This window comes from Ensifer sp. GW101-20A05 (assembly GCF_059424735.1).
The window spans coordinates 348,471-363,905 of the sequence record NZ_JBWKZT010000002.1 but is presented as its reverse complement, the minus strand read 5'-3'; the positions used below and the strand labels follow the sequence as shown (position 1 = coordinate 363,905).

The window sequence follows — 15,435 nt, the reverse complement described above, 5'->3', positions numbered from 1 at the left end:
CGCAGTTCCGTGGAACTGCAGAGCTTGGGGCTCTAGAGCGCCGTGCGTTCATATGAACGCACAAAGGACGCTCTAGGCAAAATGACAGCGGGCGGACCAGGCCGGCGTTACCGGCTTGGCCACGGGCGTGCGGGTCAGGCAGATCTCCTGCCTCATGGGACAGACGGCGGCATAGGCGCAGCCGGCTGCGGTCGTTGCGGTATGGACGGGCGTCTGCGGGGGGCCGTCGGACCGCACGCCCTTGCGCCGCCCGGAGAAGGGTTTCGGCACGGCGGCGACCAGCGCCTGGGTATAGGGATGGCGCGGGTTGTCGAAGACTTCGTTCGTCGGCCCTTCCTCGACGATCCGGCCGAGATGCATGACGGCGACCCGGTCGGTGATGGCGCGGACCACGCCGAGATCATGGCTGATGAACAGGTAGGAAAGGCCGAGCTTTTCCTGCAGGTCCATCATCAGGTTCAGCACCTGCGCCTGGATCGACACGTCAAGCGCCGAAACCGGCTCGTCGGCGACGATCAACGCCGGCCGCGTGATCAGCGCGCGGGCAATGGCGATGCGCTGGCGCTGGCCGCCGGAGAATTCGTGCGGGTATTTGTCGGCCGATGCGAGCGGCAGCCCAACCGCCTCCAGCACCTCGGCGATGCGCCGGTTGCGCTCGGCGGTGCCGGTCCCGCGTTCCAGCGAGACGATCGGCTCGGAAATGATCGTGCGGACCGTATGGCGCGGATCGAGCGAGCCGTAGGGATCCTGGAAGATCGCCTGGAATCCCTTGCGTGCCTCGCGCAAGCCCGCCCGGTCGAGCGCGTAGATGTTCGTGCCGGCGATATTGACCTCGCCCGATTGCGGTCGCTCCAGTCCCATCACCGCGCGCACCAGCGTCGATTTGCCGGAGCCGCTTTCGCCGACGATGCCAAGGCTCTGGCCGGCGGCGAGTTCGATGCTGACGCCATGGAGCACGCGCAGGCGGCTGTGTTTCGAGAAGATCGACGGGCGTGGCAGATCGTATTCGCGCACCAGATCGGTGGTCTTGAGAATGGTCTCGCTCACGGTGCCACCATCCTTTCGCGGGGATGAAAGCAGGCCGCGCGATGCTGCACATTTCCATCGGTATTGATCAGGTCCAGCGTCGGGATCGCGCGGCGGCAATCCGGCTGCGCGAAGGAACAGCGCTCGGCGAAGGAACAGTAGGCTGGCCGGCCAAAGGGATCAGGCACGATGCCGGGGATGGCGTTCAGCCGCGGCCGCCCTTCGCCCGCGCGACGTGGCGCGAGTGCTGCGCCATGCGGCGAGGCGGCAAAGAGGCCGCGGGCATAGGGATGCGCCATGCGGGCGAAGACGTCGTCCGTACGCCCGGTCTCGATGATGCGGCCTGCATACATGACGGCGATGCGGTCGGTCATTTCGGAGACGACGCCGAGATCGTGGGTGATCAGCATCAGCGCGGTGCCGGTGTCTTCGATGAGTTCGTCGAGCAGGTCGAGGATCTGCGCCTGCACCGTCACGTCGAGCGCGGTCGTCGGCTCGTCGGCAATCAAAAGGTCCGGCTCGCAGGCAATCGCCATGGCGATCATCACGCGCTGCCTCTGGCCGCCCGAGAGCTGGTGCGGGTAGAGATCCAGATCGAAGCGCGGCGCAGGCAGGCCGACCCGGTCGAGAAGCGCGCGCGCCTTCGTTTCGGCATCGGCTTTGGGTTCGCCGAGATGCAGCCGCCGTCCCTCTGCGATTTGTGCGCCGATCGACTTCACCGGGTTCAGCGCCGTCATCGGCTCCTGAAAAATCATCGCGACGCGTCGGCCGCGATAGCCGCAATACTCGGCCTCGGCCAAGCCAGCGAGATTGCGGCCGTCGAACAAAAGCTCGCCGCGCACCCGCATGCGCTGCGGCAACAGGCCCATCACGGCGAGTGCGGTCATCGACTTGCCGCTGCCGGATTCGCCGACGATGCCGAGGCGCTCGCCGCGGTTGAGTTCGAGATCGATGTCGCAGACGATATCGACCTGGCTCTTGCCCGCCGAGAGTTCGACCGACATGCCGGCCATGTGAAGCAAGGGTTTCGTCATCGTTGCCGCCTCACGCGCGGGTCGAGAATGTCGCGCAGACCGTCGCCAAGCAGGTTGAGGCCGAGCACCGCGAAAGTGATCGCCAGGCCCGGGAAGATTGCAAGCCACGGCGCCTGGTAGATGAAGGTCTGGGCGTCGTTCAGCATCTTGCCCCAGCTCGGCATCGGCGGTTGCGTGCCGAGGCCGACATAGGAAAGCCCGGCCTCGGCGACGATCGCCAACGCGAACTGGATCGTCACCTGCACCAGCAGCACGTGGTTGATGTTGGGCAGAATGTGCAAAAGCGTGATCGCCACGTCGCCGCGGCCGGCGCAGCGCGCCGCCTGCACATATTCGCGCTTCCACAGGCCCATCGAGGCACCGCGGGTGACGCGGGCAAAGACGGGGATGTTGAAGATGCCGATCGCGATCATCGCGTTGGTTGCGCCAGGCCCAAAGATGGCGGTGATGATCACGGCAGTCAGAAGCGCGGGGAAGGCGAAAGCAAGGTCGCTCATGCGCATGACCAGACCATCGACCCAGCCGCCACGTGCGGCAGCCCAGGCGCCGAGTGGCACACCGATGCCGGCGCCGACCAAGACGGCGACGATCGAAACTGAGATCGAATTGCGGGCGCCGACCATGATCATCGACAGGATGTCGCGACCGAAATTGTCGGTGCCGAACCAATGGGCAAGGCTCGGTCCCTGCAGCTTGTCGCGGAAGTTCATCGCGGTCGGCGAATAGGGCGTCCAGGCAAAGGAGACGAGCGCCATGGCCACGAGGATCAGGGTGACGGTGGCACCGATCGTCAGGCTGCGGCTGCCGATGAGCTTGGAGATCACGCCGGGTTCAGAAGTGGCTGCGGACGTGGACATCAGTGGCCTCCCCGCGAAAGCCGCGGATCCAGATAGCCGTAGACCAGATCGACGAGGAAATTGATGGTGATGACGGAGGCCGCAAGCAGCGTCACCAGCGTCTGCACCGTCACGAGATCGCGCTGGGCGATCGCCTGGAAGACGAGGCGGCCGACGCCCGGCAGGTTGAAGACGTTTTCGATGATGATCGTGCCGGCGAGCAGAAAGGAAAACTGCAGGCCGATGATGGTGACGACCGGGATCAGCGCGTTTGGCACCGCGTGTTTCCATAGGGCGCCCGAACGGCTCAGCCCCTTGGCGCGCGCCGTGCGGATGAAATCCTCGCCGAGCGTTTCGATGACCGCGGAGCGGGTCACGCGTGCGAGAATGGCGGCAAGCGGCAGGCCGAGCGCGAAGGCCGGAAGGATCAGTGAATGCAAGCCGTTCCAGAAACCGCCTTCCCAGCCGGCAAAACCTGAAGCCGGGAACCAGGCGAGCTTCAGCGCGAAGAGCAGGATGAAGAGCAGCGCCAGCCAGAAATTCGGGATCGCGACGCCGACCTGGGCGATGCCCATGACGACGGTGTCGCCGGTCTTGCCGCGATTGGCGGCGGCATAGACGCCGATGGCGATGGCGACGACGACGGAGATCGCCATGGAGAGCAGGGCCAGCGGCAGCGTCACGAGGATGCGGGGCCCGAGCAGTTCGCGGATCGGCACCGAATAGGTGAGGCTCGTGCCGAAATCGCCGACGACGAAACCGCCGATCCAGTGGAGGTAGCGGATCCAGATCGGCTGATCGAGGCCGAGCTGCCGGTGCAGCGCCGCGATCGCGTCGGCGTCGGCATTCATGCCGAGCATCAGCACGGCGGGGTCGCCGGGCAGCACCTGCATCAGCAGAAAGACGATGACTGAAGCGGCAAGCGTCGTCAGAATGAGCGACACGAGGCGACCGCCGATAAAGGAAATCACATCAACCTCCCGGAAAGAGCGAGCGTTGACCGGCGCCGGGTGTGCCGGTCAACGCGTGATCTGCCTCCGCCCCTCGTCAAAGGGGCGGATGCCAATCCTCAGTTTTCCCAATAGGTCTGGGTCTGGTCGTCGGCCGGAACCGGCATGTTCTTCCAGAGACCCTTCACCTTCTTGTTCCAGACGCCGATCTTCGGCAACGCGTAGAGGAAGACGTTCGGCTCGTCGGCCGCCAGCTTGCGCTGGAGCTGGCCTGCGAGGTCCAGCTGCTCGGCTTCGGTCGAAGCGAGCGTGAAGGACTTGTAGAGCGCCTTGTACTCGGGGTTCTGGTAGTTGAAGTAGTACTTGTCGCGCGCATAGATATCGAGGTCGCGGGCCTCGGCATGGGCGATGATCGTCGCGTCGAAGTCCGAGTTCTTGAACACCTGGTCGAGCCACTGCGCGAATTCGATCGGCACGAGGTTCACCTTGACGCCGACTTCGCTCAGCATCGCCGCGATGATCTCGCCGCCACGCCGGGCATAGGCCGGCGGCGGCAGCATGATGGTGATCTCAAGGCCTTGGACTCCCGCTTCTTGCAACAGCTGCTGCGCCTTGCCGGGGTCATAGGGGTAGGTTTCGTTGAGATCGACATAGCCGGGTTCGACAGGCGAATAGTGCGAACCGATCGTCGTTCCGAAGCCCGAATAGGTGCCCTCGACCAGTGCCCTGCGGTCGATCGCGTGGGCAAGCGCCTGGCGGACCCGCACGTCGTCGAAGGGTTTGCGCGCATTGTTGAGCGCGAGCACCACCTTGCCCGATGTGCTGCCGACCTCGACCTGCAGGTTCGGATCGCTCTGGAACTGGCTGACCAGTTCTGCGGCCTGGAACATCGGGAAGGCATCGACATTGCCGGCGAGAACGGCGGCAGCGGCAGCCGAGGGATCGCTGATGAACTTGAAGGTCACTTCGCTGAGCTTGGCCGGTTCACCCCAATAGTCGGCGTTCTTTTCGAGCACCACCTTGTCGCCCTTCGCCCACTCCTTGAATTTGAACGGGCCGGTGCCGACAGGCTTGGTCTTGTTGTCCGCCGCCGCCGCCGGCGCGATCATGACCGCATCGCCCCAGGCCATGTTGAAGAGGAAATTGGAGGCCGGGCGCTTCAGCGTCACGACCGCCGTCGCCGGGTCCGGGCATTCGGTCTTTTCGATCGGCTCGAACAGGCCTTTCTGCGCGTTGGTCGAATCGGCCCCGACCGCGCGTTCATAGGAGAACTTGACGACCGAGCAGTCGAACGGCGTGCCGTCGTGGAACTTGACGCCCTGGCGAAGCTTGAAGCTGTAGGTCTTCTGGTCGTCGGAGACCGTCCAGCTCTCGGCGAGCAGCGGCTTGACGCTGCCATCCTCGACAACACGCACGAGACCTTCGAAAAGGTTGCCGTAGGTGATGTAGCGGATCGGTGCGGCGGCACCGGCGGTCGGGTCGAGGCCCGGCGGCTCCAGCACCTGGCCGACGGTGATCGTATCCTTGGCCATCGCCGTCGTCAGCGACGCGGCGATGAAGCATGAGGCAAGTGCCCATTTCGTCAAATTCAGCATAGTTCCCCCGCTTTGCGGTTTCGTTGTTTATGGTCCCAGTAGTCAGATCGAAGCAATCAGATCGATCGGCCGCCGTCGACGTCGAGCGCGACGCCAGTGATCATCGATGCCTGCGGCGAGGCGACGAAGGCGGCGGCTTCGGCGAGATCCTCGGGCTTCAACAGGCGCCCGAGCGGAATGGAGTCGCGGAACTTCTTGCGGATTTCCTCGGTGTCCTCGCCCATGAAGGTCGAAAGCAGCGGCGTTTCGCCGGCGACCGGATTGAGCGCGACGACGCGGATGTTGAACGGCGCGAGCTCGATCGCCAGCGCCTTGGTGGCGGAGACCACCCAGCCCTTGGTCGCATTGTACCAGGCAAGGTTCGGCCGCGGCCGGTTGGCGCCGGTCGACGCGATGTTGACGATCACGCCCGACTTGTTTTCCTTCATGTGCGGCAGCAGCGCCCGCGTCATCAGGTAGACGCCGCGCACGTTGACGCCGAGGATCCGGTCGAACTCATCCGGCTCGACCAGTTCGGCGTTCTGCGGCTTGTGGCCGATGCCGGCATTGTTGATCAGGATATCGACGCGTCCGAATTTCTCGAGGCCTGCAGCAACGGCTGCCTCGACATCCGCTTGTTTGGCAATATCAGCGACCACGGCAAAGGCATTGCCGCCGAGTTCGTTCGCCACGCGCTTGGCGCCCTTGGCATCGCGATCGACGACGATGACCTTGGCGCCGCCTTCGATGAAGCGCTTCGCAATGCCCTCACCGAAGCCGGAGCCCGCGCCGGTGATAAGAGCGACTTTACCTTCCAGTGACATTTTGTTGTTCCTCCCTAGGGGACTTAGATCAAGGGTTAGAGCGGGATGCGGGCGGAAAACCGCGCACACTTTTCCTCATCCGGCTCTAGCCGTGGTAGACAGAAATGGTTTTCATGCTGGCAAACCCGTAGAGGGCCTCAAAGCCCTTCTCGCGGCCATGGCCGGATTTCTTGACGCCGCCGAAAGGCAGCTCGACGCCACCGCCGGCGCCGTAATTGTTGATGAAGACCTGGCCGGCGTGAACGGCACGCGCCATCCGCAACTGCCTACCGCCGTCATTGGTCCAGACGCCGCAGACGAGGCCATAGGCGGTGCCGTTGGCGAGCCGGATGGCTTCGTCCTCGCCGTCGAACGGCATGATCACCTGCACCGGGCCGAAGATTTCTTCCTGTACCGTGCGATGGTCGTGCGGCACGTCGCGCAAAAGCGTCGGCGCGACATAGGCGCCCTCGGTGGGCGCATCGGCAACGATCTCGCCGTGCGCCGCCACTTTCAGGCCATCCTTTGCGGCATCGGCGAGGAAGCCTTCGATGATGGCCTTTTGCCGCTGCGAGACGACCGGGCCGACGGAGAGATCGGCGCCCGCCGGGCCGACCTTCAGCGCGCGGTACCGTTCGCTCATGCGCGCGACAACCTCCTCGTAGACGGCCCGTTCCACGAGGATGCGCGAGGAGGCCGAGCAGGTCTGGCCGGCATTCTGGATGCCGGCGTTCACCAGGAAGGGAACGGCGCGATCGAGGTCCGCATCGGCGAAGACGATCTGGGCCGACTTGCCGCCGAGTTCCAGCGTCACCGGCACCGCGTTCTTCGCGGCTGCCGCCTGCACCATTTCGCCTGTCCGGACCGAACCGGTAAAGGAGATGTGGTTGACGTCAGGATGTTCGGAAAGCGCGGCGCCTGCCTCCGAGCCGAAACCGGTGACGATGTTGAGCGCGCCCGACGGCAAGCCTTCTTCTTCGGCGATGCGGGCAAATTCGAGGATCGTCAGGCACGCCTCTTCGGCCGGCTTGACCACGGCCGCGTTGCCCATGGCAAGTGCTGCACCGAGGCTGCGGCCGAGGATCTGCATCGGGTAGTTCCAGGGAATGATGTGGCCCGTCACCCCATGCGGCTCATAGACCGTCAGAACGGTGAAACCGTTCTGATACGGGATGGTATCGCCGTGCACCTTGTCGGCGGCGCCGCCGTAGAATTCAAGGTAACGGGCAAGCGCCACGACGTCGGCGCGCGCCTGCGTCACGGGTTTGCCGACATCGCGCGCCTCGAGCTCGGTCAGAAGATCGATGTTGCGCAGCACTGCAGCCGATATCCGGGTCAATACCCGGCCGCGCTCGGTCGGCGTCATCCGACCCCAGTCACCGGAGAGAGCCGCGCGCGCGGAGCGCACTGCGAGGTCGATGTCGTCCCGGGTCCCCCGGGCGATGCGCGCGAACTCCTGGCCGTTTGAGGGATCCCGGACAGTGATGAATTCGCCGCCCGCTGCGTCCTGCCAGTTGTTCGAGATGAAATTGCCGTAGGTCTTCACGTCATGCCTCTTTGTCAGTCTCGCGCGCCTCAAGGAGCGCTTTCAATCTCGTTGCCGTCGCGTTGATATGGGCGCGTGCCAGCTTCTCGGCCTCGTCGAGGTTTCGTGCCGCGATCGCCTCGACGATCAGCCCGTGCTCGGCGACCGCGGTGCTCGCGCGTTCGCTGGACAGCGAAAAGGCGGGCGCAAAGACCTGCGAGGTCATACGCAGAAGCGGTCCGAGCGGTGCGAGCGATGTGTTGCGCGAGGCGGCGACGATCGCCTCGTGAAAGATCACGTTGGACTGGGTGTAGGCGGCGGGATCCCAGTTCTCGACAGTCTTGCGCTGGCGCTCCACCTGCTTTGCCAGATCCTTGATCTCGGCGGTGGTGGCGCGCTCGGCGGCGTTGCGGGCAGCCACGCCGTCCATCGCTTCGCGCACGGCATAGGCGTCCAGAAGCTTCGGCAGGTCTGCGGTTGCGACCCTGACACCGCTGCCCGGCTTGTTGACCACCAGCCCGTCGCGCTCGAGCACCCGCAAGGCTTCGCGCAGCGGCGTACGGCTGATTCCGAATTCGGCGGCGATCCGCTCCTGGCGCAGCGTCGCGCCCGGCGCATAGACGCCGGCATAGATGCGTTCGCGAAGTGCCTGAGCTACTTCGTCAAGAAGGCGCGATTGGCTTCGCCATTCGAAGGATTGGTTCATCGATCCCTCCCAAGATCGAGGCAAATTGTATCCAGGATACAGAAGATGTCAATCGGCGGCCCGCGCGAGTTCCGCTCTGTGCAAGTACTTCCGCTCTCCCGCACGCCCGACTGGCCGCCGGCCGGGTCCTAGCCGTCAAAGCGATCGCAAGACGAGGTGACCGTTTGCCGAATATCTGGCGCTTTCGACCCTTGGCACCTTCCATGAACGGCGTGGCGAACAATCGCTGCTCGACAGGGTGGGCACCCTGACGGCAAGCTGGGGCCATGTCTTCGGCCAAAAGACGGAACTGGACTGGAAGGGAACTGTCGATCCCAGCTTCGACGGCAATATCCTAGGCTTTCAGATCGGCCAGGATCTCTTCGGTTGGGAGTCGGCGCAAGGCCATCACGACCGCGTCGGCGTATTCTTCAGCCACGCGCGTGCCGATGGCGACATCGCCGGGCAGGCGGTCGGCTGGAACAATCTGCATGTCGGCGAGATCGACGTCAGGGCAAACAGCTTTGGTGGCTACTGGACCCATATCGGTCCCGGCGGCTGGTATCTCGACGCAATTCTGATGGGCAGCTGGTTTGACGGCGACGCCCGGTCGGTCGGCGGCAGCGGTGTCGAGGTCGATGGTACCGGCATCACGGCCTCGCTCGAAGGCGGTTATCCGATCGCACTCGGGGAAAACTGGACGCTGGAGCCGCAGGCGCAGATCATCTGGCAGCATCTGACGCTTGACGATCAGCGCGATGCGTTCTCGACCGTCAAGTTCGACAGCGACGACGCGGTGACCGGACGGTTGAGCTTCCGCCTGCAAGGCGAAGTGATTGCCGAGACGTCTGGCACAGTTTCGACGCTGATCAGCGCGTGACCTTCGGCGCGGACCCGATCGTGACAGAGGGGGGCGGAACGGCGCTGGAACTTGGCGGCGGTCTTGTCGCAAAGCTGTCGGAGACCACAAGCCTCTATGTGAAGGCTGACTACACCACCAATCTCGGTGGGGAAAAGATCGACGTGCTCGAGGTAATATCGGCCTGGGGGTGAAATGGTAACCAGCCCTCGATCGGTGTGACCCAGCACATCCGCCGCCCTCAAACTTAGACCAGTGCGGATGGTTCGATCGCGCCACCGCTCGCGAGCGCGTTGACGTGCCCGTCCTACCTGTTTCAATTAGCAGCGGGTATGGTGGGAGGCTGGCCGTGCAGATACTGGATTGGATTGCGATTATCCTGTTCCTCGTAACCTGGGTGGGATTGGAGCCGATGATGGCGCTTGGCTGGCCGCGCCGGACAGACAGCCTGATGCTCGACATGGTGCGTATCAGGCGGGCCTGGATGCGCGAGGTCCTGACACGGGATACCAATTTCATCGGCGATGCCGCCATCCTCGGTCACACGATCAACTCAGCCTCGTTTTTCGGTTCGGCCAATCTCATCGTCATCGTCGCCATGAGCAGTGCGCTTTTCATCCAGCCGACGGCAGGTCTTCAGGCGGGGATCATTTCGATGTTCGCGCCGATCGAACCGCTGTGGCTATTCCAGTGCAAGGTGCTGCTCGTCATGGCGACATTGCTGCGGGGGCTTTCCGAATTCATCTGGGCGGTCCGGCAGATCAACTACTGCCTTGCGGCGATCGGAGCCAGTCCGTCGCGGGACGAAGCCCGAGACATCGCCGCATGGACCCACGCCTTGTCGCTGATGATCAATCCGGCACTTCGCTCATTCAGCCAGGGCGTTCGCTCCTACTACTTCACCGTTGCCGCGGCCCTCTGGTTCTTGGGCCCGATTGCGTTTCTCGTCGCCATCATCGGCTCGGTGGGACTTCTCGTCTGGAGACACAGCTGGTCGGATACGGCAAAGGGCGTGATGGAGGTGCGCAAGCTGCTGGATGAGAGCAATCCGCCTGCCGCCGAGGCAGAGCCTGCCGCAGCGATCAGTTCGCCGGTGGCGAATATCTGAAGACGAACCGCGGCGCCCGCGGAAAAAGCCGCCCTGTTCGCCCGTCCTTGGTCAGGCGTCGCAGGCGCTTTTGGCGTGAGCGGTTGGAATTCGACAGTAAGTCTACCATCTAGACATGAGCAACGTTTCAGAGGCGGTCGCTCATGTCAGACAAACCGATCAAGATTCCCGGCCCCGATCATCCGATCACAGTCGAGAGAAATCCGGCGCGTGTCGTCGTCACCCTCGGTGGGCGCGTTATCGCCGACACCCGCGATGCGCTGACTTTGCGCGAGGCATCCTACCCGGCGGTGCAGTACATTCCGCGCAAGGATGCCGACATGTCGTTGCTGGCGCGCACGGATCATTCGTCCCACTGCCCATACAAGGGCGATGCTTCCTATTTCAGCATCCCATCCGGCGGAGAGCGGTCGAGGAACGCCGTCTGGACCTATGAAAGCCCGCATGCGGCGGTGGCCGCCATCAAAGATCGGTTGGCATTCTATCCCGACAAGGTGGATTCGATCGAAGAGATCCAGCCCTAAAGCGCGTCGCGATCTTTCAGATTCGCTCCTTGCGCTTTAAGTTCTTGATATTTCGCATGTCGTTGTCGCAAAATCGCAGCGCACTTTTGCGCGACAGGCTTTGGCCGCGAGGTCACTCGCTCCGGACCCGGAACGTTTCGCGCACCGCCCTCAGGAATTCTGCCACTTTCGGCAGATCACCCAGCTGCTGATGGTAGAGATAGTAGAGGTGTGTGGCTGGTCCGGACCATTCGGCAAGGACCGGAACGAGCCGCCCGGTGGTGACACCATCGGCGGCGAGCGCGTCGCTCAGCATACCGATGCCGAGACCCTCGGCGATCAGGCGCTCTCCGATCGCCGGATCGTCGACGACGATCGAGGGTGGGCGCTCAAGCGTGAAATGCCGGTTGCCGTCGGAGAGCACCCAGTGGGCCAGCTCCCGCCGCATGCGGGTCCGGTGCGCCACCAGCGCGACATGCATCAGGTCCTCGGGTGACGAGAGGGATAACCCGTCGCAGTAGGCCGGGGCGGCATAGAGCCGCTGTTCGATTGTTCCGATCTTTCGGTAGATCATCTCGCTGTCGACCGGCTCGCCCATTCTCAGCGCCACATCGACGCTTTCTCCGATCAGATCGACATTGTTGTGTGCCGTCTGCAGATCGACCTGAACCTCCGGGCAAAGCTCCGCATAGCGCTTCAGGATCGGCGGCAGGAAGGTGCGGGCAAAGGCGACGGATGTGGCGACCCGCAGTCGCCCGCGGGCGGCGCCATCGGCGGGCCGGAAACCCGCAATGCCGCGATCGATGAGCTCTACGGCCCCGCCGATCGACTCGAGCAGGTGCTTGCCCGCCTCGGTCAGGGAGACCCGGCGCGTGGAGCGCAGCAGCAGCGCGACGCCAAGCGCGGTTTCAAGCTCAGCCAAGCGCCGGCTAACCGTGCTTGGCGGAAGGTGCAGGCGAAGTGCTGCGGCTGAGAAACTCTCGGTGCGGGCGACCTCGAGGAAGATCCTGAGGTTATTGAGATCGGGAGACTGGGGGGATTTCATGCGTTTCCGGAACAATCACTTCCATGATCGCAGGATAATCGACGGAGAGTTGAATTGATAGCTTCGTCGCATCCAATCGAAGGAGCCGATCATGACCACTCGCAGACAAGCCCTTGGCCTTCTCGCCGCCACGGCCCTGTTGCCGCTCGCACCGCGGTTTGCCTTTTCCGCCGCGCCGTTCTCGACCGTCGCCAATGCCGGTTACTACCGCTTTCGTTTCGGAAAGTTTGAAGTCACCGCGCTTTCGGACGGCACGCTGGCACTGCCCATGGCGAAGATCTATCAGAACGAGCCCGAGGGCGAACTGCAGCGCAGGCTCGACGAGGCCTTCCTCGGCAAGGAGCCGCATTTGTCGATCAACGCCTATCTGGTAAACGACGGCGAGCGCCTGGCGCTGATCGATGCGGGGTCGGGCACATTACTCGGCGCCGCTGCCGGCAAGCTCATCCGCCATCTCACGGCCTCCGGCTACCGGCCCGACCAGGTCGACGCCGTTGTTTTGACCCACGTGCATGCCGATCACTCCGGCGGCCTTACCGTCGACGGCAAGCCCCAGTTTCCGAATGCCGAAATCCATCTCGCCGACCGCGAGTATCGTTACTGGATCGAGCGCGAGGGCGTGACGACGATGACGGAGGCGCAGAAGACCGACTTCCAGCGCGCCCATGACGCTGTGGCTCCCTATATCGCCGCCGGAAAAGTAAAGCGTTTCGCCGACAATGCGGACGTGTTGCCGAACCTCGGATCGATCCTGCGAGCGGGGCATACGCCCGGACATTCCTCGATCGTGCTCCAAGCCGATGACGGCCAGCGTCTGGTCTTCTGGGGTGACGTGATCCATGGCGACCACGTCCAGTTCGACGCTCCCGACGTCTTCGTCAGCTTCGACGTCGATGGAACAGCGGCGGCCGCGACCCGTGCGGTGGCACTGGCAGATGCAGCCGATGGCCGCTACCTCGTCGCCGGCGCTCACCTGCCGTTCCCCGGTGTCGGCCACGTGGCCCAGGACGAGACGCTCTATCGCTTCATCCCCTGGAACTACGTCGAATAGCGAGGGTTTCGAAGCCGGATCACTTGTAGGCGTAGGCGTCGATGGTTTCTCTGCGCCCGCGCAGACGCACGCCGTTGTGGCGCACCCACCTGTCTGATCCGGCTTCGTCGATCTTTCCTGCCGCGAAGGCTTCCGCCGAAACGACGATCGATGCGCCGAGGTGGCGGGATTCGGCCTGCAGCCGCTGGCCGACCCCAGCGCCCGACGATGATCGAGAGCGCCAGCATCAAGGCGGCGATCGCCAGCGAGAAGGCGAGCCGCGCATTGGCGGCGAAGCGTTCGGCCTCACGCTCGGTATCGAACAGGACACGGCCGTCCTGGCTCATCCAGCCGTCCGGTGGTTCGACTTTCAGAAGCATGCAGATCCCCGTCGCTCACTCGCCGAGTGCCGGGCATCCTTCCATTCGGGTCTGCGCGTATCAAGCGCGCGCCGGACCGAGCTTCCGCGATTGGTGAGCCGGTGCCTTCACGTTGTCGTGTGGAGCGGTGTCCCCTCCGGCTCTTGCCCGCCGGGCTGTGTCTGTTAGGCGGCTACCGGTGAGTTAGGAAATGACGTTGCGGACGAACCGCACGACTTCGCCACCGTCATTGATGTAGGCATAGGCCTGGGCGGAGCTATAGACCGCGAAGGTACCGCTGGCGTATCGCTTGCGCACGCCAGCGACCTCAAGCGTCAAGGTGCCTTCCGTTACGAACAGCATTTCGTGCCACCCTTGCGGGTCGGGCTCGGCGTCATAGCGCTCGCCTGGGGCGAGCGACCAGAGCCACATCTGGGCTTCGGACGTAGCAGGGGCAGAAGCGAGTAGCCGCGCTTCGCTCTCTGCCTGTTGGCCGCGCCAGGTCACAGCGTCGATGTTGTCGCGGGATTGGCGAGACGGGTCCCTGACGAGATCGACGAAGCCGACATTCATCGCAGCCGCCAGCTTGTCGAGGCTGGAGAGGCTGATGTTGGCGTCAGCGCCTTCGACTGCGACGATCATGCGGCGGCTGATGCCGGAGGCTTTGGCGAGTGCCGTCTGGCTCAGTCCCGCCGCCATGCGGATGCGCCGGAGATTGTCCGCGACATGGGTCAGCACGTCGGATCGATCTTGACTGTGCAATATATTGCTCATATCGTTCTTCTATACGGATCGACCGTCAACGGCCAGCCATTTCTGGTGCCTCCGACCGCGACGGAGGCCACATGCGCAGCTGTGCCAACAGGAAGGGCTTCATGTCACAGCAAGCGACAATTCTCAACGTCGCCGACAGGTCCGGCTTACTCGCAGCCATAGCCCAACATTCGAAAGGTCACTGACATGAAAATCCGCGACTTCGGCGTCGAAATCTGGATGAACCGCTACGAGAACCATTGCGAATGGAATCTCGCCGAGACCTGCGTTGAATCGCTGACCGTGGCGGAATTGTTGGAAATGGCGGGCAAGACGGACACGATCCTTGCCGAACTGCTGCCGCTGAAGCTGACCTATGGCGCCATCGAGGGTTCCGAACGGCTGCGCGGGCAGATCGCAAGCCTCTATGCGAAACAGGCGATCGAAAACGTCGTCACCACGCATGGTGCGATCGGCGCCAATGCACTGGTGCATGAGACTCTCGTCGAACCGGGCGACCGGGTGATTTCGGTGCTGCCGACCTACCAGCAGCACTATTCGATCCCGGAAAGCTATGGCGCCGATACGCAGATCCTGAAACTGACGGAGGAGACCGGTTTCCTGCCTGATCTCGAGCAGTTGCAGCGGCTCGCTATCCCCGGCACGAAGCTGATCGCCATCAACAATCCGAACAACCCGACCGGCGCGCTGATGGATTGCGGCTACCTCGAAAAGATCGTCGGTATCGCGCGCGGCTGCGGCGCATGGATCCTCTGCGACGAGGTTTATCGCGGCACGGATCAAGAGGGCGACGGTTTGACGGCATCGATCGCAGACCTCTACGAAAAGGGCGTCAGCACCGGCGGCATGTCGAAGACGTTTTCGCTCGCCGGCCTGCGGCTCGGCTGGATCGTCGCGCCACCCGAACTGATCCATGCCGTTTCGATCCACCGCGATTACAACACGATCAGCGTCGGCATGCTGGACGATCACTTCGCGGCAATGGCGCTGGAAAACCGCCACAAGATCTTGGCGCGCAGCCGGAGCATTACCCGCACCAACCTCGCGGTGCTGTCGGACTGGGTCGACAGCGAACCGCGGATCTCCTGGGTCAAGCCGCATTCGGGCACCACGGCACTACTGAAATACGATCTGCCGATGACCTCCGAAGCATTCTGCCTCGGATTGTTAGAGCGCACCGGGGTGATGCTGACGCCTGGCAGCGCAATGGATATGGAGGGCTATCTCAGGATCGGCTACGCCAACAGCGAAAGCATTCTTCGCGAGGGTCTGCAGCGCCTGTCCGGGTTTCTTCGCGAGCAACAGTCTGCCGCCGCGTAAGGAG

The 15,435-nt window shown here is 63.5% G+C and carries 16 protein-coding genes and 1 pseudogene; 6 read left to right on the top strand and 11 right to left on the bottom strand.

All coding sequences use genetic code 11. From position 1 onward, the window contains the following. Nucleotides 1-72: 72 nt before the first annotated feature. From AC070A_RS06780 to AC070A_RS06745, 8 genes are all read right to left on the bottom strand, one after another. Nucleotides 73-1,047 (bottom strand): ABC transporter ATP-binding protein, encoded by a 975-nt coding sequence (locus AC070A_RS06780; RefSeq protein WP_113132931.1) that lies wholly within the window; start codon nucleotides 1,045-1,047, stop codon nucleotides 73-75. Further along, nucleotides 1,044-2,060, bottom strand: a complete 1,017-nt coding sequence (locus tag AC070A_RS06775; RefSeq protein WP_057251989.1) for an ABC transporter ATP-binding protein — start codon at nucleotides 2,058-2,060, stop codon at nucleotides 1,044-1,046. The genes AC070A_RS06780 and AC070A_RS06775 overlap by 4 nt, the downstream gene beginning before the upstream one ends. After that, the gene (locus AC070A_RS06770) at nucleotides 2,057-2,917 is read right to left on the bottom strand and encodes an ABC transporter permease (protein WP_057251988.1); all 861 of its coding nucleotides are present in this window, start codon (nucleotides 2,915-2,917) and stop codon (nucleotides 2,057-2,059) included. Before AC070A_RS06770 ends, AC070A_RS06775 begins: the two co-directional genes overlap by 4 nt. Continuing rightward, nucleotides 2,917-3,867: an ABC transporter permease gene (locus AC070A_RS06765; protein ID WP_057251987.1), complete on the bottom strand. Its 951-nt coding sequence runs from the start codon at nucleotides 3,865-3,867 to the stop codon at nucleotides 2,917-2,919. Before AC070A_RS06765 ends, AC070A_RS06770 begins: the two co-directional genes overlap by 1 nt. Before the next feature lie 98 nt (nucleotides 3,868-3,965). Beyond that, nucleotides 3,966-5,441: an ABC transporter substrate-binding protein gene (locus AC070A_RS06760; protein WP_057251986.1), complete on the bottom strand. Its 1,476-nt coding sequence runs from the start codon at nucleotides 5,439-5,441 to the stop codon at nucleotides 3,966-3,968. Nucleotides 5,442-5,497: 56 nt separating this feature from the next. Further along, entirely contained in the window at nucleotides 5,498-6,244 is a 747-nt protein-coding gene (locus AC070A_RS06755) for an SDR family oxidoreductase (protein ID WP_057251985.1), read from the bottom strand. Nucleotides 6,245-6,329: 85 nt separating this feature from the next. Further along, nucleotides 6,330-7,769 (bottom strand): aldehyde dehydrogenase family protein, encoded by a 1,440-nt coding sequence (locus tag AC070A_RS06750; protein WP_113479262.1) that lies wholly within the window; start codon nucleotides 7,767-7,769, stop codon nucleotides 6,330-6,332. A 1-nt stretch (nucleotide 7,770) separates the two neighbouring features. Further along, complete coding sequence (locus tag AC070A_RS06745; RefSeq protein ID WP_057251983.1) at nucleotides 7,771-8,454, bottom strand: GntR family transcriptional regulator; 684 nt, start codon at nucleotides 8,452-8,454, stop codon at nucleotides 7,771-7,773. Nucleotides 8,455-8,629: 175 nt separating this feature from the next. Here AC070A_RS06745 and AC070A_RS06740 point away from each other — a divergent pair, with 175 nt between their 5' ends. The 4 genes and pseudogenes from AC070A_RS06740 (at nucleotide 8,630) to AC070A_RS06725 (ending at nucleotide 10,924) form a co-directional block, all read left to right on the top strand. Beyond that, nucleotides 8,630-9,313 carry an autotransporter domain-containing protein gene (locus tag AC070A_RS06740; protein ID WP_309140378.1) on the top strand — a complete coding sequence of 228 codons (684 nt, stop codon included), beginning with the start codon at nucleotides 8,630-8,632 and terminating at the stop codon, nucleotides 9,311-9,313. A 20-nt stretch (nucleotides 9,314-9,333) separates the two neighbouring features. Next, entirely contained in the window at nucleotides 9,334-9,486 is a 153-nt protein-coding gene (locus tag AC070A_RS06735; protein ID WP_309239037.1) for a hypothetical protein, read from the top strand. A 155-nt stretch (nucleotides 9,487-9,641) separates the two neighbouring features. Further along, nucleotides 9,642-10,331, top strand: a pseudogene (locus AC070A_RS06730) (DUF599 domain-containing protein); the annotation flags it as partial. A 212-nt stretch (nucleotides 10,332-10,543) separates the two neighbouring features. Further along, entirely contained in the window at nucleotides 10,544-10,924 is a 381-nt protein-coding gene (locus AC070A_RS06725; protein ID WP_057251981.1) for a DUF427 domain-containing protein, read from the top strand. Nucleotides 10,925-11,036: 112 nt separating this feature from the next. On the opposite strand, the gene AC070A_RS06720 is transcribed toward AC070A_RS06725, so the two are convergent. Beyond that, entirely contained in the window at nucleotides 11,037-11,948 is a 912-nt protein-coding gene (locus tag AC070A_RS06720) for a LysR family transcriptional regulator (RefSeq protein ID WP_057251980.1), read from the bottom strand. Nucleotides 11,949-12,039: 91 nt separating this feature from the next. Here AC070A_RS06720 and AC070A_RS06715 point away from each other — a divergent pair, with 91 nt between their 5' ends. Then, the gene (locus tag AC070A_RS06715; protein ID WP_057251979.1) at nucleotides 12,040-12,999 is read left to right on the top strand and encodes an MBL fold metallo-hydrolase; all 960 of its coding nucleotides are present in this window, start codon (nucleotides 12,040-12,042) and stop codon (nucleotides 12,997-12,999) included. On the opposite strand, the gene AC070A_RS06710 is transcribed toward AC070A_RS06715, so the two are convergent. Next, on the bottom strand, nucleotides 12,987-13,358 hold the full coding sequence (locus tag AC070A_RS06710) for a hypothetical protein (RefSeq protein ID WP_057251978.1): 372 nt from the start codon (nucleotides 13,356-13,358) through the stop codon (nucleotides 12,987-12,989). The genes AC070A_RS06715 and AC070A_RS06710 overlap by 13 nt on opposite strands. Before the next feature lie 183 nt (nucleotides 13,359-13,541). After that, nucleotides 13,542-14,111: a helix-turn-helix domain-containing protein gene (locus AC070A_RS06705; protein WP_057251977.1), complete on the bottom strand. Its 570-nt coding sequence runs from the start codon at nucleotides 14,109-14,111 to the stop codon at nucleotides 13,542-13,544. A 186-nt stretch (nucleotides 14,112-14,297) separates the two neighbouring features. Here AC070A_RS06705 and AC070A_RS06700 point away from each other — a divergent pair, with 186 nt between their 5' ends. Next, nucleotides 14,298-15,431, top strand: coding sequence for an aminotransferase (locus AC070A_RS06700; protein ID WP_057251976.1), 1,134 nt, complete (start codon nucleotides 14,298-14,300; stop codon nucleotides 15,429-15,431). Nucleotides 15,432-15,435 lie beyond the last annotated feature (4 nt).